The sequence below is a fragment of the Streptomyces sp. NPDC005281 genome (genome assembly GCF_040607495.1).
Taxonomy (GTDB): Bacteria; Actinomycetota; Actinomycetes; order Streptomycetales; family Streptomycetaceae; genus Streptomyces.
Genome location: NZ_JBEXGX010000017.1, coordinates 77,792 through 101,294, shown reverse-complemented (window position 1 = coordinate 101,294; position 23,503 = coordinate 77,792). Strand labels below are relative to the sequence as shown.

The following is a 23,503-nucleotide window of genomic DNA, read 5'->3' as shown; positions in this document are numbered from 1 at the left end:
CGTCGGTGGCGGCGCCCGGGCGTTCAGCCCAGGTAGCCCATCCGATGGCTGATCTCCTCCGCGCCCTTGACCAGCACCGGAGCGAGCTCGTGCATGCGCTCCTCGGTGAACCGGTATGCGGGGCCGGAGGCGCTGAGTGCCGCGATGACCTCTCCGTCCCGGTCACGGACCGGTGCGGCCATGGCGTGGAGCCCGATCTCCAGCTCCTCCAGGGTCCAGGCGTAGCCACGCTCCCGAGCCTCGGCGAGATTCTTCTCGAGCTTCGTCTTCGAGGTCAGGGTGTGCGGGGTCACCTTCTTCAGGCCGGCCTCGGACAGTAGCGCGGCGCGCTGCTTGGCGGGCATGTGGGCCAGCAGGATCTTGCCGCTGGACGTGGCGTGCAACGGGGTCAGCTGGCCGATCCAGTTGTGCGCGGTGACGGCCCCCGGGCCGCGCACCTGGTACAGGTTGATCGCGTAGTGCTCCTGCATCACGGCGATGTTGACGGTCTCGCCGATCTCCTCGGCGAGGCGCTCGCAGACCGGGCGGCCCTGCTGGGTGATGTCGATGCGTCCCGTGACCCCGCCGGCCAGGCGTACGATGCCGAAGCCGAGGCGGTATTTGCCGCGCTCGCCCGCCTGCTCCACCAGACCGCGCGCCTCCAGGGCGCCGAGCAGTCGGAACGCGGTCGACTTGTGAACATCGATCTCGGCGGCCACCTCGCTGACGCCGGCCTCGCCGCGCTGGGCCAGGATTTCCAGCACGCTGATGGCGCGGTCGACGGACTGTACCCCGCCGGACTGCGAACCTGTCGTTTCGGTATCTGGACTGTAGTTGCTCATAGCGAAACTATACGCGCAGTAAACAACAGCATGGCAAGCAACAGCATTGAAACGCAGACCATGCAAGTTGCGTTGCTCGCAACCTAGTGCGTATAGCGATACCCGTACTAGCATGCCACGCGTATCTACGGCGCGAGCGAGACGAGGCACCATGGCTCCCCTGCAATACGACTTCGTCATCGTCGGCGGTGGATCCGCCGGCAGCGCACTGGCGAACCGACTCTCCGCCGACCCGGGCAACCAGGTGCTTGTCCTGGAGGCCGGCCGGCCCGACTACCCGTGGGATGTCTTCATCCACATGCCCGCGGCGCTGACCTATCCGATCGGCAGCCGGTTCTACGACTGGAAGTACGAGTCCGAACCCGAGCCTCACATGGGCGACCGGCGCATCTACCACGCGCGCGGCAAGGTGCTGGGCGGTTCCAGCAGCATCAACGGCATGATCTTTCAGCGTGGCAACCCCATGGACTACGAGCGCTGGGCCGCCGATGCCGGCATGGAGTCCTGGGACTACGCGCACTGTCTGCCGTACTTCAAGCGGATGGAGAACTGTCTCGCGGCCGACCCCGACGACGAGTTCCGCGGCCACGACGGCCCCCTCGTCCTCGAACGCGGCCCCGCCTCCAACCCGCTGTTCACCGCCTTCCTCAAGGCCGTCCAGGAGGCGGGTTACCCCCGCACCGACGATGTCAACGGCTATCAGCAGGAGGGTTTCGCCCCCTTCGACCGCAACGTCCACAGGGGACGCCGTCTGTCGGCCTCGAAGGCGTACCTCAAGCTCGCGAAGAAGCGGCCCAACCTCACCGTCACCACCCGCGCCCTGGTCACCCGCGTCCTCTTCGAGGGCAAGCGTGCTGTCGGTGTCGAGTACCGGCGGCGCGGAAAGGTCCAGCAGGTGCGAGCCCGCGAGGTCATCCTCTGCGGCGGCGCGATCAACTCCCCTCAGCTGCTGCAGCTCTCCGGCGTCGGCAACGCCGAGGAACTGAGCGCGATCGGCATCGACGTCGTCCACGACCTCCCGGGCGTCGGCGAGAACATGCAGGACCACCTGGAGGTGTACATCCAGTACGCCTGCAAGCAGCCCGTCTCCATGCAGCCGTACATGGCGAAGTGGCGCGCCCCCTTCATCGGCCTGCAATGGCTCTTCCGCAAGGGCCCCGCCTCGACCAACCACTTCGAGGCCGGCGGCTTTGCCCGCAGCAACGAGGACGTGGACTACCCCAACCTGATGTTCCACTTCCTGCCGATCGCGGTCCGCTACGACGGCTCCTCGCCCGCCGGCGGGCACGGCTACCAGGTGCACGTCGGTCCCATGTACTCCGACGCCATCGGCTCGGTGAAGATCAAGAGCAAGGACCCGAACGAGCACCCGGCGCTGCGCTTCAACTACCTGTCCACGGAACAGGACCGCCGCGAGTGGGTCGAGTCGATCCGCGTTGCCCGCAAGCTCCTCAACCAGCCCGCGCTGGCCCCGTACAACGACGGGGAGATCTCCCCCGGCCCGTCAGTGGAGAGCGACGAGGAGATCCTCGCCTGGGTCGCGACGGAGGGTGAGACCGCCCTGCACCCCTCGTGCACCTGCAAGATGGGCACCGACGAGATGTCCGTCGTCGACCCCACCAGCATGCGCGTGCACGGTGTGGAGGGACTGCGCGTCGTCGACGCGTCGGTGATGCCCTATGTCACCAACGGCAACATCTACGCGCCGGTGATGATGATCGCGGAGAAGGCGGCCGACCTCATCCTGGACAAGGACCCATTGGCCCCTTCCAAGGCCGCGTACTACCGGTACCGCGACGCCCAGAAGCAGGCCGGTTAGACCTTGGACGTCGAACACTTCCGGGCGCTGCTGCATAGCGTCCGCTACGAGGTGCTGCCCGCGAAGGCGACCGAGGACAAGGTCCTCGCCCATGTCCCGCGCGACGTCGTCGTCACCGTGACGGCGTCGCCGGTCAAGGGCCTGGAACCGACGCTCGACCTCGCCACCCGGCTCACGGCGCACGGCTGTCGCGTCGTCCCGCACGTGCCCGCGCGGCTGCTGCGGGACGACGCGCATCTGAAGGATGTCGTCGACCGGCTCCGGGAGGCGGGCATCGACGACGTCTTCGTCCCGGCCGGCGACGCCGATCCGCCGGCGGGGGCCTACGACGGGGCACTACCGGCGCTGCGCAGGCTGAGCGAGCTGGGCAGCCCCTTCGCTCATGTCGGCATCACCGGTTACCCCGAGAGCCACCCGCTCATCCACGACGACCTCACCATCCAGGCGATGTGGGACAAGCGCGCGTACGCCACGTACATCGTGAGCAACCTCTGCTTCGACCCGCGCGTGCTGGGTGACTGGGTCGGCCGGATACGCCGCCGCGATATCACCCTGCCCGTCCACGTGGGCGTCGCGGGGCCGGTGCAGCGGGCGAAGCTGCTGTCCATGGCGGCGAAGATCGGGGTGGGGGAGTCGACGCGCTTTCTGACCAAGCACGCCTCGTGGTTCCTGCGCTTCGCGACACCCGGCGGTTACTCGCCCGAGCGGCTGCTCGCCCGTTCCGCGGGCGCGCTCTCTTCTCCCTCGGCGGGGGTCGCCGGCCTGCACCTCTTCACCTTCAACCAGATCGCCGAGACCGAGCGGTGGCGCTGCGCTGTGCTTGACCGGTTGGGAGGGTAGCTACTTGCCCCTGAAAAAGCGTTCGGCCTGGTAGCAGGGCTGATGTGGAGAAGCGGCGGCATCTCGTCAATCTGCCGGTGGCCTCCGCTACCGGCTAAGGACGGTCATCCGGTGGAGGTTGTAGGCGAAGATCCCGAGTCCGGCCCAGGTCTGGGCGTCGGCCAGGCGGCGGAGGCGGGTGCGGCGGAATCCGAAGCTGCGCTTGAGGTGGCTGATACGGGCCTCGATGCCGACTCTCCAGTTGCGCATCCGTCGGAACGGGCGGCTGCGTTCGTACTCCCGGCGGGCCTTGCCCGGGGTGCCGTTGCGTTGGAGACCGATCCGCCCAACTCCGAGCTCGGCGAGTGCCCGGTCGTTGGCCGCGGTGCCGAAGCCGCGGTCGGCGACCACGGTTGCCGGCACCCAGCCGGTCAGCGTGGTCACCCGCTCGACCGCAGGCACCAGTTGCGGGGCATCGGCCGGGTTCCCGCGGTGGACTTGGTGGTCGGCGACGAATCCGTGTTCGTCCTCGGCCACCAGCGCGGTGTAGCCGAACTGGGTGGGATGCTGGGGCTTGCCCTTGCGGATCGGCCGGGCGTCCGGGTCGGCCAGCGACACCAGCCGGTCGGGGATCGTGCGGATCCCCGTCAGCCGTAACGCGGTCTGTTCCAGCAGGCGTCGGGTGCCCGCCACCGTCCCGGCCAGCTCACCGACCAGATGCGCCAGTCGTCCCGAAGGCCGCCCGCGCAGTGCACGCCGTGCGTTGCGCTCCACGGCGGCCACGTCCCGCAGCGTCGCACGGGCGATGGCGGCGACCTCGCCGGTGAGCCGGTCGATCTCGCCCAGCGCCTGACCGGTGCGCCGCCGCAGAGTGCGGGAGATCTGCTTCAGGCGGCGGCCTGCCGACCGGCTGCGATCCCGGAAGGGAGCGCGCCCGGCGGCCCCGGCGGCCTTGATCCGGTGCACCAGCCGGCCCAGCTTGCGGACGCCGTGTTCCAGCAGGTCGGCGTCCGTGGGGTGGTCGATATCCGCTTCGATCACTGTGGTGTCGATACGCAGTTTGCGGCACCGCAGCAGCTTGTCCTCCACCAGCTTGCCCAGCAGCGCGGCGTTGAGCTGCTCGATCATCTGGGGGCCGCTGCGGCGCACGAGCTTGACCAGCGTGGTCGGGTGCGGCACCGGGGAGATCAGCGGGATCCGGCAGAACCGCCGCCAGCTCAGCGAGTCCGCCACCTCACGGCACAGCGACTCGTAGCCGAGCTGGTAGCGGTGCTTGAGATACAGCAGCCGCAGCAGCGTCTCGACCGGGACCGACGGCCGCCCCAGGCGTTCGGCAAACACCGCCCGCCACGGGGCGATGAACCGCTCGTCGTCCAAGTACGCGTCGATCTCGGCCAGCTCGGCAGGCAGCTGCCGCGCTTGCTCCGGCAGGACCTCCCACCACGTGTCCCGTGGCCCGGACACACGCAACATCGACACCACCCCCGGCCGCCAGACCCACTCCCACTGTGACGGCCGCAGGCGACCCGCACCAGCACTCCGCGCAAGTCACCCCAGCGCAAGCCCTGACTTCTTCAGGGGCAAGTAGCTAGGGTCTGTGTGGAGTTGTGATCAAGGCTGTGATCCGAGGTGTCGGATCCAGAGGAGGCCGGCGCATAATTCGAGTCCGGCCTGGTAGCTTTCAGGCCTTTTTGTCGTAGCGGACAGCGAGACCGCGCCAGTCCTTGATCTTGTTGATGGTGCGTTCGACGCTGTTGCGGAGCTTGTACAGCTGCTTGTCCCAGGTGACGGGCCGTCCGCCGCGTGAGCCGCGGTTCTTGCGGTGGGCGGCCTGATCCTTCTTCTCGGGGATGACCGCTTTGATCCCACGTTTGCGCAGGTGGGAACGGTTCTGGCGGGACGAGTACGCCTTATCGCCCGCGACTGCGTCGGGCCGGGTGCGGGGCCGGCCGACCGGACCGGGGACGCGGATCTTGTTCAGGACGGGGATGAACTGCGGACTGTCTCCGGCTTGCCCCGCAGTGATCTTGAGTGAGAGGGGCAGGCATTGCGGCACACAGGACAGGTGCGTCTTGGTGGTCAGTCCGCCGCGGGACCGTCCCAGGTCAGCAGCGGCGAGTCGGGCCCTGCGGCGACGCCTCGCGCGTCGTCGTTCTTCCCGCTCCGGGTCCAGTTGCCCGTCTTGGTCCTGGCTGGCGCCCCTTTTTCCGCGGCGGCCTTCTCCAACGCGTCCAGGATCTCGGGCTCCACGATCATCCCGGCAGCATCATGATGGGCCCGGACCGTGGTCGAGTCCACGCTGACCAGCGACAAGTCCACCAGGCCCCGCTTCGCCGCCTCGGCGATCGCACCCTGGAACACCGCGGTGAACACCCCAGCATCCCGCCACTGCCGAAACCGGCCGTAAACGGTAGACCAGTGCCCGAACCGTTCGGGCAACTCCCGCCATTTCGCACCGTTCCTCAACCGCCACACGACGCCCTCGAAGTGCGCCCGCAGGTTCTCCGGGTACGGCCCGTACTCACCGACCGGCAGGAACGGGGAAATGAACTCCCACTCGGCATCCGAAAGTTGAGGTCGAGACGCCCCACCGTTTTACTCCAAGGCCCCCGACCCACCCGGGCCGGGGGCCCACGAGATCACAACTCCACACAGGCCCTAGGGGCGCCCTGGGGGAGCCTCACTGGCGCCCGGGGCGCAGCGGGCCTCGCTGGGGCTGCGCCCCAGACCTCCCTGTCGCCTCAACGCCTCGTCCTCAAACGCCGGACGGGCTGTTTGTGTCGGCCTGCGCCCCAAGAGCCGGCGTCAGAGGCCGTATACAGCGATGGGCGGGGCCGGATTCCGGCCCCGCCCATCGCTCGTGCTCGGCTCAGCGGAAGACAACCGTGCGGTTGCCGTCCACCATGACGCGGCTTTCGCTGTGCCACTTCACCGCGTGTGCGAGTACCTGCGCCTCCACATCCCGCCCGACCGTGACCAGCTCGTCCGGATCGAGGGAGTGGTCCACCCGGACCACGTCCTGATCGATGATCTGTCCCTCGTCCAGGTCCGGTGTCACATAGTGCGCCGTCGCGCCGACAAGCTTCACCCCGCGCGCGTACGCCTGCTGGTAGGGGCGCGCGCCCTTGAAGCTGGGGAGGAAGGAGTGGTGGATGTTGATGGCGCGGCCCTCCAACTGTTTGCACAGGTCGTCGGAGAGGACCTGCATGTAGCGGGCCAGCACCACCAGGTCGATGTCCAGCTCGCGCACGAGCTCCAGCAGGCGCGCCTCGGCGTCGGCCTTGGTGTCCTTGGTCACCGGGATGTGGTGGAAGGGGACGCCGTAGGTCTCCGCCAGTCCCTCGAAGTCCCGGTGATTGGAGACGATCGCGGGGATCTCGATGTTGAGAGCTCCGGTGCGCTGCCGGAAGAGCAGATCGTTGAGGCAGTGTCCGAACTTGGACACCATGATGAGCGTCCGGGTCGGTGTCGAGGCGTCCCAGAGGGTCCAGGAAATCCGGTAGGCCTCGGCGACCGGACCGAATCGGTAACGCAGATTTTTCAAATCGGCGTTTGGATCGGAAACGTCGAAGTGGACCCTCATGAAGAAACGGCCCTGGAGTCGATCATCGAACTGCTGGCTCTCCAGGATGTTGCCGGAGTTCCTGACGAGAAAGCCGCTCACGGCGTGGACCAGTCCGGCGCTGTCCGGACACGAGAGAGTGAGGACGTACTCACGGCCAGGATGCGGTCGAGGGGACATGTACAGCCTCCGTCGGTGCGTAATGCACAACATGGTGAGCGATACGCAACATGGTTGGGCTTGGCGCGGCTTGTGGTCAAGAGTGGCCGCGCAACTGCCCGCATGGCGAAATCGTCATCTGCCAACCCCTTGACGTATGTCCGCACATTCGCCAGGGTGTTCCACCACAAGCAATACGGTGCACGATGCGCAACGGAATTCGCTCGAAGGGCTCCACACGTGGCAGACCTGTATGTGGATGGAGAATGGCGCGATGCGGTGGCCGGAGGGCACCGGGAAATCCGCTGTCCCGCTGACGGCACGCTCGCGGCGACCGTGTCCGAGGGGACGCGTCCCGACACTGAGGCCGCGATCGCCGCGGCCCGCCGGGCCTTCGACGAAGGACCCTGGCCGCACACCCCCGAGCGGGAGCGCGGTGCGCTGCTGCTGCGCACCGCCGACCTCATCGAACGCGACGCCAAGGAATTCGCCCGCGCCGAATCGCTGGACACCGGCAAACGGCTGGTGGAGAGCGAGTACGACATCGCCGACGTCGTCTCCTGCTTCCGCTACTACGGCGGGATCGGGGGCACCGATGCCGGCCGGGTGATCGACACCGGCCGCGACGACGCCGTCAGCCGCGTCGTCCACGAACCGGTCGGCGTGTGCGGGCTCATCACCCCCTGGAACTACCCGCTGCTCCAGGCGTCGTGGAAGGTCGCGCCCGCCCTGCTCGCGGGCAACACGATCGTCCTCAAGCCCAGCGAGCTCACCCCCTCCACCTCGATCCTGCTGATGCGGGCCCTTGAGGAGGCCGGGCTCCCGGCCGGCGCCGCCAATCTCGTCCTGGGCACGGGCCCCGAGGTGGGCGCACCGCTCTCCGAGGAACCGGCCGTCGACATGGTCTCCTTCACGGGAGGCCTGGAGACCGGCAAGCGCATCATGGCCACCGCCGCCTCGACGGTGAAAAAGGTGGCGCTGGAGCTCGGCGGCAAGAACCCCAACGTCATCTTCGCCGACGCCGATTTCGAGACGGCCGTGGACTTCGCCCTCACGGCCGTCTTTCTGCACTCGGGCCAGGTCTGTTCGGCAGGCGCCCGTCTGATCGTCGAGGACTCCCTCCACGACGCCTTCGTCGACGAGGTCGTCCGCCGCGCCCGGCAGATCCGCCTCGGCGGACCGTTCGACCCCGAGGCCGAGACCGGGGCCCTGATCTCCGCGCATCACCGGGAGAAGGTCGAGGCGTATGTCGCGGCGGGGCTCGCCGAAGGCGCCGTACTGCGCTGCGGCGGCGAACGCCCCGGCGACCCCGCACTGGCGAACGGCCACTACTATCCGCCCACCGTGCTCGACGAGTGCCGGCAGGACATGCGTGTCGTGCACGAGGAGTCCTTCGGCCCCGTGCTCACCGTGGAGCGCTTCCACGGCGAGGACGACGCCGTACGCATCGCCAACGACACCGAGTACGGACTCGCCGGCGCCGTCTGGACGCAGGACGCAGGAAAGGCCCAGCGGGTCGCCCGGCGGCTGCGCCACGGCACGGTGTGGATCAACGACTACCACCCCTACGTGCCGCAAGCGGAATGGGGTGGCTTCGGGCACTCGGGCGTGGGCCGGGAGCTGGGACCGACCGGCCTGGACGAGTACCGAGAGCCCAAGCACATCTGGCAGAACATCCAACCCCGGCCGCAGCACTGGTTCCGCGGCTGAACGCCGAAAAGAGGTCGATCGTGACCCCAGCACAGACCGAGGTGCCGCAGCGGCGCGGCACGCCACAGGACTCGGCCCCCACCCCGGTCATATCCGTGCGCAAGCTGTGGAAGGTGTTCGGGCCGAAGGCAGACCAGGTACCGGACTCCGAGGAGCTGTGCGGGCTCACCCGCCGCGAGCTGATGGACCGCACCGGATGCACCGCCGCCGTGCGCGACGTGAACTTCGAGGTCTCGCCCGGCGAGGTCTTCGTCGTCATGGGTCTGTCCGGCTCCGGCAAGTCCACCCTGGTGCGATGTCTGACCCGGCTGATCGAACCCACCGCCGGGGAGATCGTCTTCGAGGGCGAGGACATCCGCGACGCGGACGACAAGCGTCTGCGTGAACTGCGGCGCCGCAAGTTCTCCATGGTCTTCCAGCACTTCGGGCTGCTGCCCCACCGCCGGGTCGTCGACAACGTGTCCTTCGGTCTGGAGATCCGCGGCATGAGCAAGGCCGAGCGCACCAAGCGGGCGCTGGAGGTCGTCGAACTGGTCGGCCTCTCCGGCTATGAGAACTCCTACCCCGACCAGCTCTCCGGCGGTATGCAGCAGCGCGTCGGTCTCGCCCGGGCGCTGGCCGGTGATCCGGACGTGCTGCTCTTCGACGAACCGTTCTCGGCGCTCGACCCGCTGATCCGCCGTGACATGCAGAACGAGGTCATCCGTCTGCACCACGAGGTCGGCAAGACGATGGTGTTCATCACCCACGACCTCTCCGAGGCGCTCAAGCTGGGCGACCGCATCCTCATCATGCGTGACGGCAAGATGGTCCAGTGCGGTACCGGCGACGAGTTGGTGGGCGCCCCGGCCGACGACTACGTACGCGAGTTCGTCAAGGACGTGCCGCGCGGCGACGTACTGACTCTGCGGTGGATCATGCGTCCGGTGGTGGACGGCGACGCCCTGGACGGTCCCGAGCTGGGCCCGGACGTCGTGGTGCGGGAAGCCACCCGGGCCGTACTGGCGGCGGACAAGCCGGTCAAGGTCGTCGAGAACGGCAAGCTGCTCGGCATCGTCGGTGACGAGGAGATCCTCGCGGTGGTCGCCGGGCAGGAAGGCGACACGTGATGACCGTCGCCACAGAGAAACCGGAGAAAACCGAGCAGGTGGCGGAGGCCGCGCCGGCGGTCGCGGGCGTGCGCAAGGTCAGCCGCTCCATGATGGTGGCCGCGATCCTGGTCGTCTGGCTGGTGCTCTTCGCCGTGCTGCGCGGAAAGCAGACCCTGACGCTGGCGGCGGCAGACCTCACCGGTCTGCACCGCTGGTTCAACGACCTCAGCGACTCGGTCGGAGCCAACCGCAACTCCAACCCGCTCTTCCTCTACTTCTTCAACGAGATCCGCCTGGTCATCGACAACCTGGTGACCTTCGTCCAGGACCTGATCTCGCAGTCGAGCGGCGACCGCCCGGTGCCGCAGATCGGCTGGCTCGGTGTCGTCGGCATCACGGGCTTCGTCTCCTGGGCCGTGGGCAACTGGCGGGTCGCGCTCCTGGCCATGGCCGGCTTCACGTTCTTCGGGCTGCAGGGCCTGTGGCAGCAGAGCATGGACACCCTGGCGCTCACCCTCTCCGCGGTTCTCGTGGCGCTGGTGTTCGCGATTCCACTGGGTGTGTGGGCGGGGCTGTCCGACCGGTTCAACCGGATCATCACGCCCTTCCTGGACTTCATGCAGACGATGCCGACCTTCGTCTACCTGGCCCCGCTGACCCTGATCTTCCTCATAGGCCCGGCCTCCGCCGTGATCGCCACGGTGATCTACGCGGCCCCGCCGGCGATCCGTATCACCGCGCACGGCATCCGTTCCGTACCGGAGACCACCGTCGAGGCGGCCGACTCGCTGGGCTCGACCCGGTGGCAGTCGCTGCTGAAGGTGCTGCTGCCGATGTCCAAGCGGACCGTGGTGATGGGCGTGAACCAGACCATCATGGCCGCCCTGGCCATGGTGACCATCGCGGCCCTGATCGACGCACCCGGCCTCGGCAAGACCGTCGTCCAGGCCCTGCAGTCGCTCGACGTCGGTACGGCCTTCAACGCGGGCCTGGCCATCGTGATCATGGCCATCGTCCTCGACCGGGTCACGACCGCGTCGAGCACACGTGCGGAGCAGGCCCGCAACTCGGGCGGCCGCTTCCTCAAATGGCGCCGGCCACTGCTCGCGGCGGGCGGGGTGGTCGTGCTGGTGCTGGTGTACCTGTCGCACACGTACCTGTGGGCGGCGCAGTTCCCCGGCCAGGGCAGCACCGGCAGCCATATCGCGAGCGCGGCGGACAGCGTGACGACGTGGGCGCAGGACAACCTGTCGGGCATCACGAACGGATTCCGCGACGCCATCACCAACGGACTGCTGAACCCCTTCCAGTCGCTGCTCACCGACTCCCCGTGGTGGCTCGTGGGTGCGGCGCTGATCGGGATCGGCGTGGTGCTCGGCGGCTGGCGGGCCGGGGTCACGACCGCTGTGTGCGTGGTCCTCCTCGTCGGCACGGGCGTGTGGTCGGACAGCATGACGACGCTGGCGTCGACGCTCGTGGCGACCGTGCTGGTGATGGTGTTCGGCATCGCCTTCGGAGTGTGGATGGGGCGCAGCATGCTGGTGGACCGGCTGCTGCGGCCCACCCTGGACGCGGCGCAGGTCATGCCGCCGTTCGTCTATCTGGTGCCGTTCCTCGCGCTGTTCGGCGCGACGCGCTTCACCGCGATCGTCGCCGCCGTCGTCTATGCCGCGCCGGTCGCCATCAAGATCACCGCCGACGGAGTGCGGGCCGTGCCCGAGACCACCGTCGAGGCGGCCACCGCTGCCGGGTGCAACACCTGGCAGATCATCACCAAAGTTCAACTGCCGATGGCACGCAGCGCCCTGACTCTCGCGACCAACCAGGGCCTGATCTATGTGCTGTCGATGGTTGTTGTGGGCGGCCTGGTGGGAGCCGGCGCCCTCGGCTACGACGTCGTGGCCGGATTCTCGCAGGGAGAGCTGTACGGCAAGGGGCTGGCGGCGGGGCTCGCCATCGTACTGCTCGGAGTCATGTTCGACCGGATCACTCAGGCAGCGGCGCGCCGTACCAGCGCTTAAGGAGCACGACACCATGGCAAGACACTGGCGAACCGGCGCGGCCGGCCTGGCCGTCCTCGGTCTCACTCTCACCGCATGCGGCGGAGCGAAGGTCGGCGACACCGCGTCCTCCGGCTCCAAGAGCTCGGGCAAGTGCGGCACCTTCAACCTCGCGGTCAACCCGTGGGTGGGCTACGAGGCGGACGCGGCGGTCGTCGCGTACGTCGCGCAGCACGACCTCGGCTGTACGGTCAACAAGAAGGACCTGAAGGAGCAGATCGCCTGGCAGGGCTTCGGCACGGGCGAGGTCGACGCGGTCCTGGAGAACTGGGGCCACGACGACCTGAAGAAGAAATACATCTCCGGGCAGAAGACCGCCGTCGAGGCGGGCCAGACCGGCAACAAAGGCATCATCGGCTGGTACGTGCCGCCGTGGCTGGCCAAGGCGCACCCGGACATCACCGACTGGAAGAACCTCAACAAGTACGCGTCCAACTTCAAGACCTCGGAGTCGGGCGGCAAGGGCCAGCTCCTGGACGGCGACCCGTCGTACGTCACCAACGACGCGGCGCTGGTGACGAACCTGAAGCTGGACTACAAGGTGGTGTACGCGGGCAGCGAGACCGCGCTCATCCAGGCCTTCCGGACCGCCGAGAAGAACAAGCAGTGGGTGATCGGCTACTTCTACGAGCCGCAGTGGTTCCTGTCCGAGGTGCCGCTGGTCAAGGTGAACCTGCCGAAGTACACGACGGGCTGCGACGCCGTCGCGGCCAAGGTCGCCTGTGACTATCCCGTGTACGACCTGGACAAGATCGTCAGCGCCAAGTTCTCCACGTCGGGCAGCCCCGCCTACAACCTGGTGAAGAACTTCAACTGGACGAACGACGACCAGAACACCGTGGCCAAGTACATAGCCCAGGGCAAGATGTCCGACGACGCCGCGGCGAAGAAGTGGGTCGACGCCAACCGCGACAAGGTCGACGCCTGGATCAAGTAGGGCGCGACGCGGCTCCGTCTCCGGCACCCCTCCGGAGCTGGACCGTTGACGCACGAGCGACCCGGAAACCCGCCGGACGGGCCCGGCAGGCTGCGCTGGCAGCCTGCCGGGCCTCGTCGCGTTTCGGGCTGTTTTCCGACGTCACGGACCCCTTGACACCCACTCCTCGTGACAGGCACATTGAGTTGCGCAACCTGAAGCATGTTGCGCAGACAGCAACTTGATTGCTTTCAAGTCGGAGGTGCGGCGATGGCGGGACCCCGAGTGGTCATCATCGGAGCGGGCGTCGTGGGAGCGGCGCTCGCCGACGAGATTTCCGCGCGAGGCTGGACCGAAGTGACCGTCGTCGACCAGGGCCCGCTCCCTTCCACCGGGGGATCGTCGTCGCACGCCCCGGGCCTGGTCTTCCAGACGAACTCCTCCAAGACCATGACCGAGTTGGCCCGCTACACGGTCGAGAAGTTCTGTTCCCTCGACGTCGACGGCCGGCCCTGCTTCCTGCAGGTCGGCGGCCTCGAAGTGGCGACCACCCCCGAGCGCGTCGCGGAGCTGCACCGCCGCCACGGCTGGATCACCGCCTGGGGCATCGAGGCCCGGCTGCTGAGCCCCGAAGAGTGCGTCGAGCAGCACCCGCTCGTGAACCCGGACAGGGTCCTCGGCGGCCTCCTGGTACCGACCGACGGCCTCGCGAAGGCCGTCCTCGCCGTCGAGGCGCAGATCCGCCGGGCCACCGAGCGCGGTGTGCGCTTCCTCGCCCGCCACGAAGTCCTCGACGTGCGGCAGAGCGAGGGCCGCGTCATCGGCGTCCTCACCGACCAGGGCGAGATCCCCGCCGACATCGTCGTGTGCTGCGCCGGCATCTGGGGCCCGAAGATCGCCCGCATGGTCGGCATGAACCTCCCGCTCACCCCCCTCGGCCACCAACTGGCCTGGACCGGGCCGGTACCGGCGCTGGCGGGCCAGACCGAGGAGGCGGTGCGCCCGATCCTGCGCCACCAGGACGCCGATCTCTACTACCGCGACCGCTTCGACACCCTGGGCATCGGCTACTACGGCCACCGTCCGATGCCGGTCTCCGTCGACGAGATCCTGTCCGTGGACGAGGCCGACGAGATGCCGTCGGTCCTGAAGTTCACCGAGGACGACTTCGAGGACGCCTGGACCGAGACCCAGTCCCTGCTCCCCGCGACGCGGGAGGCCAAGGTCGAGGAGGGCATCAACGGCCTGTTCTCCTTCACCACCGACGGCCAGCCGCTCCTCGGTGAATCCCCGGACGTCAAGGGCTTCTGGGTCGCCGAGGCCGTCTGGGTCACCCACTCCGCGGGCGTCGGCCGGGCCATGGCCGAATGGCTGGTCGACGGCTACTGCTCGTCCTTCGACCTGCACGAGTGCGACGTCAACCGCTTCGAGTCGCACCAGCTCGCCCCGGAGTACGTCCTGGCCCGCGACTGCCAGAACTTCGTCGAGGTCTACGACATCCTGCACCCCCTCCAGCCGTCGGGGGACCCGCGCCCGATCCGCACGAGCCCCTTCTACGCCCGCCAGCAGGAACTGGGTGCCTTCTTCCTGGAGGCGAACGGCTGGGAGCGCCCCCAGTGGTACGAGGCCAACGCGGGCCTGGTCGAGGGCCGTTCCATCCCCACGCCCAACGACTGGGCCGCGCGCTACTGGTCGCCCATCGTCGGCGCCGAGGCACAGGCCACCCGTGAGACCGTCGCGATGTACGACATGACGGCCCTCAAACGCCTGGAGGTCAGCGGCCCCGGTGCCGCCGACTTCCTGGAGCGCCTGTGCACCGGCAAGGTCGCCAAGTCGGTCGGCTCGGTGACGTACACCCTGCTCCTCGACCACGACGGCGGCATCCGCAGCGACATCACCGTCGCCCGCCTGGCCCGCGACCTCTTCCAGGTCGGCGCCAACGGCAACCTGGACCTCGACTGGTTCACCCGCCACCTCCCCGCCGACGGCACGGTCCAGGTCCGTGACATCACCCCGGGCACCTGCTGCATCGGCCTGTGGGGACCGCTCGCCCGCAAGGTCTTGGGGCCCCTCACCGACGCGGACTTCTCGAACGACGGCCTGAAGTACTTCCGCGCCAAGCGCGCCTACATCGGCTCGGTGCCCGTCACCACCATGCGGTTGTCGTACGTCGGTGAGCTCGGCTGGGAGCTCTACACCACCGCCGACCAGGGCCAGAAACTCTGGGACACCCTGTGGCAGGCGGCCGAGCCGCTCGGCGGCGTCATCGCCGGCCGCGGCGCCTTCAACAGCCTGCGCCTGGAGAAGGGCTACCGCTCCTTCGGCACCGACATGACCTACGAACACGACCCCTACGAGGCCGGGGTCGGCTTCGCCGTCAAGCTCGACAAGGACGACTTCATCGGCAAGGCCGCGCTGGAGCGGCGCAAGGCCGACGTGCGGCGCAAGCTCACCTGCCTCACCATCGACGACCCGGGGGCCGTCGTCCTGGGCAAGGAGCCGGTGTACGACGGCGACCGCCCCGTCGGCTATGTCACCAGCGCCGCCTACGGCCACACGATCGGCAAGGGCATCGCCTACGCGTGGCTCCCGGCGGAACTCGCCACCCCCGGCACCACCGTGCACATCGGCTACTTCGACCAGCGCGTCGAGGCGGTCGTCGCCGAGGAGCCCCTGTTCGACCCGACCATGTCCCGCCTCCGTGGCTAGCACGACATCGTCGGCTTCGAGGGAAGGAGTACTGCCAGTGACCGCACAGCTGCTCGACGGCAAGGCGACCGCCGCCGCGATCCATCGCGAACTCGCCGAACGCGTGGCCAAGTTGACGGCCACCGACGGTCGCCCGCCCGGGCTCGGCACGGTCCTGGTCGGCGACGACCCCGGCAGCCATGCCTACGTCGGCGGCAAGCACCGTGACTGCGCGCAGATCGGTGTCGCCTCCATCCGCCGCGAACTGCCCGCTGATGCCACGCAGCGCCAGGTCGAGGACGTGATCGACAAGCTCAACGCCGATCCGGCCTGCACCGGCTACATCGTCCAGCTCCCGCTCCCGCGCCACCTGGACGCGAACGCCGTCCTGGAACGCATGGACCCGGCCAAGGACGCCGACGGCCTGCACCCTGTCAGCCTCGGCCGGCTCGTCCTCGGCGTCGAGGCCCCGATGCCGTGCACCCCGCGCGGCATCGTCGAACTGCTCCGCCGTCACGACGTGCCGCTCGCCGGAGCGCGGGTGTGCGTGATCGGACGGGGCATCACGGTCGGACGGCCCATCGGGCTGCTGCTCACCCGCAAGTCCGAGAACGCCACCGTGACCCTGTGCCACACCGGCACCAAGGGCCTGGCCTGGCACGTACGCGAGGCGGACATCGTCATCGCGGCCGCCGGCTCACCCGGGCTGATCACCAAGGACATGCTGCGCCCCGGCGCGGCGGTCCTGGACGTCGGCATCACCCGCACCGACCACGGGCTGGTCGGCGATGTGCACCCGGACGCCGCCCAGGTCGCCGGATGGCTCGCACCGATGCCCGGGGGCGTAGGACCCATGACGCGGGCGATGCTGCTCGCCAATGTCGTCGAGGCCGCCGAGAGGAACGCGAACGCCGTATGAACGCGCTGAACACCCCCCTGGCGGAACTGGACCCCGAGGTCCACGCCGCACTCCGCGCCGAGCTGCACCGCCAGCAGTCGACCCTCGAAATGATCGCCTCCGAGAACTTCGCGCCCTCCGCCGTGCTGGAGGCCCAGGGCTCGGTCCTCACCAACAAGTATGCCGAGGGCTATCCCGGCCGCCGCTACTACGGCGGCTGCGAACACGTCGACGTCACCGAGCGCCTCGCCATCGAGCGGATCAAGTCCCTCTTCGGTGCCGGGTTCGCCAACGTCCAGCCGCACTCGGGCGCCCAGGCGAACACCGCCGTCTTCTTCGCCCTGCTGCAGCCCGGCTACACCATCCTCGGCCTCGATCTCGCGCACGGCGGGCACCTCACGCACGGCATGCGCATCAACTACAGCGGCAAGACGCTCAACGTCGTGCCCTACCACGTCGCCGAGGCGGACAACCTCGTCGACATGGACGAGGTGGAACGCCTCGCCAAGGAACACCGCCCCAAGATGATCATCGCGGGCTGGTCGGCGTACCCGCGGCAGCTGGACTTCGCGGCCTTCCGGCGGATCGCCGACGAGGTGGGCGCCCTCCTCATGGTCGACATGGCGCACTTCGCCGGTCTCGTCGCCGCCGGGCTGCACCCCAACCCCGTACCGCACGCCCACGTCACCACCACGACGACGCACAAGACGCTCGGGGGTCCCCGCGGCGGCGTCATCCTCACCAATGAGGCCGACCTCGCGAAGAAGATCAACTCGGCGGTGTTCCCCGGCATGCAGGGCGGCCCTCTGGAGCACGTCATCGCCGCGAAGGCGGTGTCGTTCAAGGTCGCCGCGTCACCCGAGTTCGCCGAGCGCCAGGCCCGTACGCTCGCCGGCTCCCGCATCCTCGCCGAACGCCTCACCCGGGCCGACGCGGCGGCCGCCGGGGTGAAGGTCCTCACCGGCGGCACGGACGTCCACCTCGTCCTGGTCGACCTGCGGGACTCCCAGCTCGACGGCAGGCAGGCCGAAGATCTGCTCCACGAGACCGGCATCACCGTCAACCGCAACGCCGTGCCCTTCGACCCGCGCCCGCCCATGGTCACCTCGGGACTGCGTATCGGCACCCCGGCGCTGGCCACCCGAGGCTTCACGGATGACGACTTCGAAGAGGTCTCCGATGTGATCGCTCTGGCCCTCCAGCCCGAGCCCGACATCGCCGCCCTGCGCGCCCGCAGCGAGGCGCTGGCCGCCAAGCACCCGCTCTACCCGCACCTTTCAGAAGCAGAAGCAGAAGCACAAGAAGCCGGAGAAGTCCGATGAGCCCCCGCACCCCCGGCGCCGAGCTCCCCGAGCACCCCGACTGGCTGTGGCGCACGCCGGAGCCCAAGCGGTCGTACGACGTGGTGATCGTCGGCGGCGGCGGCCACGGTCTCGCCACCGCCCACTACCTGGCGAAGAACCACGGCATCACCAACGTCGCCGTGCTGGAGAAGGGCTGGCTCGCGGGCGGCAACATGGCCCGCAACACCACGATCATCCGTTCCAACTACCTGTGGGACGAGAGCGCCGGGATCTACGAGCACGCGCTCAAGCTGTGGGAGGGACTGGAGGAGGAGCTCGACTACCCGATCCTCTTCTCCCAGCGCGGTGTGCTCAACCTCGCCCACAGCCTCCAGGACGTCCGGGACAGCGTGCGCCGTGTCGAGGCGAACCGGCTCAACGGAGTGGATGCCGAATGGCTCGACGAGCGGCAGGTCAAGGACGTCTGCCCGATCGTCAACATCTCGCCCGACGTGCGCTATCCGGTCATGGGCGGCACCTACCAGCCGCGCGCCGGCATCGCCAAACACGACCATGTCGCCTGGGGCCTGGCCCGCTCCGCCGACGCGGCCGGCATCGACATCATCCAGAACTGCGAGGTCACGGGCCTCGACATCGTCGGCGGCCGGGTCGTAGGAGTGCAGACGACGCTCGGCCCGATCGCGGCGGGGAAGGTGGCGCTCTGCTCGGCCGGCCACACCTCGGTGCTCGCCGCCATGGCCGGCATCGAACTGCCGTTGCAGAGCCACCCGTTGCAGGCGCTCGTCTCCGAGCTCCTCGAACCGGTGCACCCGACGGTCGTCATGTCCAACGCGGTCCATGTGTACGTCAGCCAGGCACACAAGGGCGAGCTGGTGATGGGCGCGGGCATCGACTCGTACAACTCCTACACCCAGCGCGGCGCCTTCCACATCATCGAAGAGCAGATGTCCGCCGCCCTGGAACTCTTCCCGGTCTTCGCCCGCGCCCATGTGCTGCGCACCTGGGGCGGCATCGTCGACGTCAGCCCCGACGCCTCACCCATCGTCGGACTCACCCCGGTCGACAACCTCTACCTGAACTGCGGCTGGGGTACCGGCGGATTCAAGGCCACCCCGGGCGTCGGCTGGGTCTACGCCCACACCATCGCCCACGACACCCCTCACCACCTCAACGCCCCCTTCTCGCTCGACCGTTTCACCACCGGCGCGCTCGTCGACGAGCACGGCGCGGCCGCGGTGGCCCACTAGGGAGCCGAACCCATGCTGCTCATCCCATGCCCCTGGTGCGGGCCCCGTGACGAGGCCGAGTTCCACTACGGCGGCCAGGCACACGTGCCCTATCCCGAGGACTCCGCCGCCCTGACCGACGAGGAGTGGGCGCGCTACCTCTTCTTCCGCGACAACCCCAAGGGCCCGTTCGCCGAACGCTGGAGCCACGCGGCCGGATGCCGCCGCTGGTTCAACGCGGTGCGCGACACGGCGACGAACGAGATTCTCTCCGTGTACCGCTCGGGCGAGCCGAGGCCGGACAGTTCCATCCGGCCTGGGTTGTGGGCAGGCGTTCTGCAGGGCGGACCAGGTGGGCACAACCCACCCACGGACCCGCAGTCGTCGACGGACCCCGCGGGGTCTGGGGCGGCAGCCCCAGTTTCGGCAAGGGGCGGGCTCGGGGAAGAAACCCCTCCCGTCGCCACCCAACCGTTCCGGCTGCCCACCGGCGGCCGAGTCCACCGCGGTGAGCGCCTCCGCTTCACCTTCGACGGTACGCAGTACGAGGGCTTCCGCGGCGACACCCTCGCCTCCGCCCTCCTCGCCAACGGCGTCATCGAGGCCGGCACGAGCATCAAGCTCGGCCGCCCGCGCGGCATCTTCTCGGCCGGTGTCGAGGAGCCCAACGCCGTCATCCAGATCGAGGCACCCTTCCCCGAACCGATGCTGCCCGCGACGACCGTCGAACTGTACGACGGTCTGGTGGCGAGCAGCCTGCCCGGTCAGGGACGCCTCGCCACCGAACCGGACCCCGCCCGCTACGACGCCGTCCACGCGCACTGCGACCTGCTCGTGGTCGGCGCCGGACCGGCCGGACTCGCCGCCGCCGCAGCCGCCGCGCGCAGCGGAGCGCGCGTCATCCTCGCCGACGACCAGCCGGAGCTGGGCGGCAGTCTGCTGGGGTCGGGCGAACTCCTCGACTGGGCGGAAGAGATCGGCGCGCTCCTCGATGGCGTGCCCGAGGCGCGCGTGCTGCGTCGCACCACGGTCTTCGGCCACTACGACGACAACCACCTCCTCGCCGTCGAGCGCCGCACCAGTCACCTCGGCGCCGAGGCCCCGGAGCATGTCTCCCGCGAGCGTGTCTGGCGCATCCGCGCCCGTCGCGTCGTGCTCGCCACCGGCGCCCACGAGCGTTCGCTGGCCTTCGCGGACAACGACCGCCCCGGTGTGATGCTGGCCGCCTCGGCCCGCGCCTACGTCAATCGCCACGGCGTCCTTCCCGGCCGCCACGCCGTCGTCTTCACCACCAACGACAGCGCCTACGCCGCCGCGCTGGATCTTGCTGCGGCGGGCGTGGAAGTCGCGGCGATCGTCGACACCCGGCCCGAGCCGGGGGAGTGGGCGCGCCGTGCCCGGGAGTCCGGCATCGAGGTGCTGAGCGGACACGCCGTGGTCGGCACCGAAGGCGCCCCGCGGCTCACCGCCGTGACGGCCGCTCCGTACGGGGAGTCGGCAGGGACCCGGGAGTTCGCCGCCGACCTGCTGCTGGTCTCCGGCGGCTGGAACCCCGTAGCGCACCTGTTCAGCCAGTCGGGCGGAAAGCTGCGCTACGACGACACACTCGGCTCCTTCGTCCCCGGCACCTGCCGCCAGGCCGTCGAGGTCGCGGGCAGCGCGAACGGCGTCCTCGACCTGGCCCGGGCCCTCGCGCAGGGCGCGGCCGCCGGTGCCCGCGCGATCGAGGCCGAGGGCTACGCCTCCGAGGCGCCCCGCCTCCCCGAGGCGACCGCCGAACCGCACTCGCCGGCCATGCAGGTCTTCCTCGTCCCCGGCCCCGCCGGCGCACCCCGTTTCGTCGACCTCCAGCGCGATGTCACCGTCGACGACCTGACCCGCGCGACCGGCGCAGGTCTGCGCTCGGTCGAGCACACCAAGCGCTACACCACGGCCGGTACCGCCAACGACCAGGGCAAGACCTCCGGGGTCCTGGCCAGCGGCGTCGTCGCCGAACTGCTCGGCGTGGACGTCTCGGCCCTCGGCACGACGACGTTCCGCCCGCCCTACACGCCGGTCTCCTTCGCCACGCTCGCGGGCCGCGACCGCGGCGCACTGCACGACCCGATCCGTACGACCGCTCTGCATGACTGGCACGTCGTGCACGGCGCCCTGTTCGAGAACGTCGGTCAGTGGAAGCGGCCCTGGTACTACCCGCGGGATGGCGAGGACATGGAGACCGCCGTGCTGCGCGAGTGCGCCGCCGCCCGCGACGGCGTCTCCTTCATGGACGCCTCCACCCTCGGCAAGATCGACGTACAGGGCCCGGACGCCGCCGTCTTCCTGGACCGCCTCTACACCAACATGATGAGCACCCTGAAGGTCGGCATGATCCGCTACGGCGTCATGTGCCACCTGGACGGCATGATCTTCGACGACGGCACCGTCATCCGCCTCGCCCAGGACCGCTTCCTGGTCACCACGACGACGGGCAATGCGGCCGCTGTACTGGACTGGATGGAGGAATGGCTGCAGACCGAATGGCCCGGGCTGCGCGTCCACTGCACCTCCGTCACGGAACAGTGGGCCACCGTCGCCCTGGTCGGCCCCCGTTCCCGCGAGGTGCTGGGGACGCTCGCGCCGGCGCTGGCGGTGGACAACGACAGCTTCCCGTTCATGGCGTGGCGGGACACGACCGTCGCGGGCGTCGAGGCCCGGGTGTGCCGGATCAGCTTCTCCGGCGAACTGGCCTATGAGATCAATGTGTCACCGTGGGAGGCGCTCGCCCTGTGGGAAGCCCTGTACGAAGCCGGTGCCCCGTTCGGCATCACCCCGTACGGAACCGAGACCATGCACGTCCTGCGCGCGGAGAAGGGCTACCCGATCATCGGCCAGGACACCGACGGCACCGTCACTCCGCACGACCTCGGCATGAGCTGGGCGGTGTCGAAGAAGAAGCCCGACTTCATCGGCAAGCGCTCCTACGCCCGCGCCGACGCCGTCCGACCCGACCGCAAGCACCTGGTCGGCCTGCTCCCGGAGGATCCGGGCACCTTCCTCCCCGAAGGCACGCAGCTGGTTGCAGACAGCGTGCTGCCCGCCCCGCCCGTCCCGATGCTCGGCCACGTCACCTCCAGTTACCGCAGCGCGGCGCTCGGCCGGACCTTCGCCCTCGCCCTGGTCAAGGGCGGCCGGGACCGCATCGGCGAGCGGCTCTACGCCCCCGTGGGCGACCGGCTGGTTCCGGTGACCGTCGCAAGCCCCGTCCTCTACGACCCCGAGGGAGCCCGCCGCGATGGCTGACACCGCCCTTACCATCCCGCGCCGCAGTCCCCTGTCGCATGCCGCCGACCGCCTGGCCGCCGCGACACGCACCTCCGGGGGCGCGGTCCGGCTGGCCGAACTCCCCTTCCTGGCCCAGGTCAACGTCCGGCTCGACGCCAAGGGAGCGGCAGCGGACGCCGTCGGGCTCGCGCTGGGCCTCCAGCTGCCCCTCGAACCCAACACCGTCGTACGCGCCGGCGAGCTGACCGCTGTGTGGCTGGGCCCCGACGAATGGCTGGTGGTGGGTCCGACCGGCGGTCAGCGGGATTTGGAGAGCCGGATCAGGGCGGCGAGCGGCGACGAGCCCGTGGCTGTCACCGACGTCTCCGCCCAGCGCACCACCCTCCTCATCACTGGTCCACGCGCCCGTGACCTGCTGGCACATGGCTGCCTCCTGGATCTGCACCCGCGTATCTTCGGGGCCGGGTGCTGCGCCCAGACCACCCTGGCCCGCACACAGATCGTGCTGGTCGCCAGGGACGAACCCAAGGCCGGGTTCTGGGTACTGGTCCGTTCGTCCTTTGCCGACTACCTGACGGACTGGCTGCTGGACGCGGCGGCGGAATACGTCTGAACGAGCTCAACAGGGCGTGATATCCACGGGAGATGGGACGCGTCCGCGACCGACAGGCCGATGTTGTCGTGGGGAAGTCGTTCCCCACGATGCGCAAGATGACGTCGTGCCGTGAACAGAACCAGATACAGCAATGCGCAGATCGTTGCGCAGCTCCCTTCTGGTTGTGCAGTGCATTTGCGCAGTCTCCCGGCGCAGTGCGCAGCAGGAAGCGAGTTGCGTCGTCGTTTCTGATGTTGTCGACGTGTGGTGGTGGCATTCGTTCGGCCGGGGGGTGGCTGTGCGGGCAGAGTTGCGCAGTCGGCCCGCGCCGGCCTGGAAGCGCAGAGGTGAAGCGGCAGCGCGGGCCTGACAGCGCGGGAGGAACAGATCCTGCGCATCATCCGCTTGTCCGTCGAGGGGCTGGCCGTGGCGGAGATCGGCGCAGCGGTGGGACTGCGCAACAAGGGATCTGTGGCCTACTGCCTGTGCCATCCGAGGAGCGCGGTGCTCTGGTCGGCGTGGATGGAGCTGGCGCACCTGCCGACTCCCCCGACCGCGACTTGGCCGCCGT

15 protein-coding genes and 1 pseudogene are annotated in these 23,503 nt (G+C 69.1%); 12 read left to right on the top strand and 4 right to left on the bottom strand.

Annotated elements, in window-relative coordinates; all coding sequences use genetic code 11:
- Positions 1–23: 23 nt before the first annotated feature.
- Positions 24–821 carry an IclR family transcriptional regulator gene (locus tag ABZV42_RS23935; RefSeq protein ID WP_355984666.1) on the bottom strand — a complete coding sequence of 266 codons (798 nt, stop codon included), beginning with the start codon at positions 819–821 and terminating at the stop codon, positions 24–26.
- 151 nt (positions 822–972) lie between these two features.
- On the opposite strand from ABZV42_RS23935, the gene betA reads away from it, so the two are divergent.
- Positions 973–2,640, top strand: a complete 1,668-nt coding sequence (betA, locus tag ABZV42_RS23930) for a choline dehydrogenase (RefSeq protein WP_355984665.1) — start codon at positions 973–975, stop codon at positions 2,638–2,640.
- A 3-nt stretch (positions 2,641–2,643) separates the two neighbouring features.
- Complete coding sequence (locus ABZV42_RS23925) at positions 2,644–3,480, top strand: 5,10-methylenetetrahydrofolate reductase (RefSeq protein ID WP_355984664.1); 837 nt, start codon at positions 2,644–2,646, stop codon at positions 3,478–3,480.
- 87 nt (positions 3,481–3,567) lie between these two features.
- On the opposite strand, the gene ABZV42_RS23920 is transcribed toward ABZV42_RS23925, so the two are convergent.
- From ABZV42_RS23920 to purU, 3 genes and pseudogenes are all read right to left on the bottom strand, one after another.
- Positions 3,568–4,932 (bottom strand): ISNCY family transposase, encoded by a 1,365-nt coding sequence (locus tag ABZV42_RS23920; RefSeq protein WP_356053526.1) that lies wholly within the window; start codon positions 4,930–4,932, stop codon positions 3,568–3,570.
- A gap of 138 nt (positions 4,933–5,070) precedes the next feature.
- Positions 5,071–6,006: pseudogene (locus tag ABZV42_RS23915) on the bottom strand (IS5 family transposase).
- A 322-nt stretch (positions 6,007–6,328) separates the two neighbouring features.
- The gene (gene purU / locus ABZV42_RS23910; protein ID WP_101407795.1) at positions 6,329–7,201 is read right to left on the bottom strand and encodes a formyltetrahydrofolate deformylase; all 873 of its coding nucleotides are present in this window, start codon (positions 7,199–7,201) and stop codon (positions 6,329–6,331) included.
- A 219-nt stretch (positions 7,202–7,420) separates the two neighbouring features.
- Between purU and ABZV42_RS23905 the strand changes: the two genes are divergently transcribed.
- The 10 genes from ABZV42_RS23905 (at position 7,421) to ABZV42_RS23860 (ending at position 22,950) form a co-directional block, all read left to right on the top strand.
- Positions 7,421–8,890, top strand: a complete 1,470-nt coding sequence (locus ABZV42_RS23905; protein WP_356053524.1) for an aldehyde dehydrogenase family protein — start codon at positions 7,421–7,423, stop codon at positions 8,888–8,890.
- 20 nt (positions 8,891–8,910) lie between these two features.
- Positions 8,911–9,999: a glycine betaine/L-proline ABC transporter ATP-binding protein gene (locus ABZV42_RS23900; protein WP_356053522.1), complete on the top strand. Its 1,089-nt coding sequence runs from the start codon at positions 8,911–8,913 to the stop codon at positions 9,997–9,999.
- Entirely contained in the window at positions 9,999–12,002 is a 2,004-nt protein-coding gene (locus ABZV42_RS23895) for an ABC transporter permease subunit (protein ID WP_356053520.1), read from the top strand. Before ABZV42_RS23900 ends, ABZV42_RS23895 begins: the two co-directional genes overlap by 1 nt.
- A gap of 13 nt (positions 12,003–12,015) precedes the next feature.
- A complete protein-coding gene (locus ABZV42_RS23890) occupies positions 12,016–12,978 on the top strand; it encodes an ABC transporter substrate-binding protein (RefSeq protein ID WP_355988175.1) in 963 nt (320 codons plus the stop codon).
- Between the two features lie 249 nt (positions 12,979–13,227).
- Positions 13,228–15,666 (top strand): FAD-dependent oxidoreductase, encoded by a 2,439-nt coding sequence (locus tag ABZV42_RS23885; protein WP_355988177.1) that lies wholly within the window; start codon positions 13,228–13,230, stop codon positions 15,664–15,666.
- A 37-nt stretch (positions 15,667–15,703) separates the two neighbouring features.
- On the top strand, positions 15,704–16,564 hold the full coding sequence (locus tag ABZV42_RS23880) for a bifunctional methylenetetrahydrofolate dehydrogenase/methenyltetrahydrofolate cyclohydrolase (RefSeq protein WP_356053518.1): 861 nt from the start codon (positions 15,704–15,706) through the stop codon (positions 16,562–16,564).
- Entirely contained in the window at positions 16,561–17,865 is a 1,305-nt protein-coding gene (gene glyA / locus ABZV42_RS23875; protein ID WP_356053516.1) for a serine hydroxymethyltransferase, read from the top strand. The genes ABZV42_RS23880 and glyA overlap by 4 nt, the downstream gene beginning before the upstream one ends.
- Positions 17,862–19,094, top strand: coding sequence for a sarcosine oxidase subunit beta family protein (locus ABZV42_RS23870; protein ID WP_099918837.1), 1,233 nt, complete (start codon positions 17,862–17,864; stop codon positions 19,092–19,094). The genes glyA and ABZV42_RS23870 overlap by 4 nt, the downstream gene beginning before the upstream one ends.
- A gap of 12 nt (positions 19,095–19,106) precedes the next feature.
- A complete protein-coding gene (locus ABZV42_RS23865; protein ID WP_356053513.1) occupies positions 19,107–22,355 on the top strand; it encodes a sarcosine oxidase subunit delta family protein in 3,249 nt (1,082 codons plus the stop codon).
- The gene (locus ABZV42_RS23860) at positions 22,348–22,950 is read left to right on the top strand and encodes a sarcosine oxidase subunit gamma family protein (RefSeq protein WP_355988188.1); all 603 of its coding nucleotides are present in this window, start codon (positions 22,348–22,350) and stop codon (positions 22,948–22,950) included. Before ABZV42_RS23865 ends, ABZV42_RS23860 begins: the two co-directional genes overlap by 8 nt.
- The last annotated feature ends 553 nt before the right edge of the window (positions 22,951–23,503 follow it).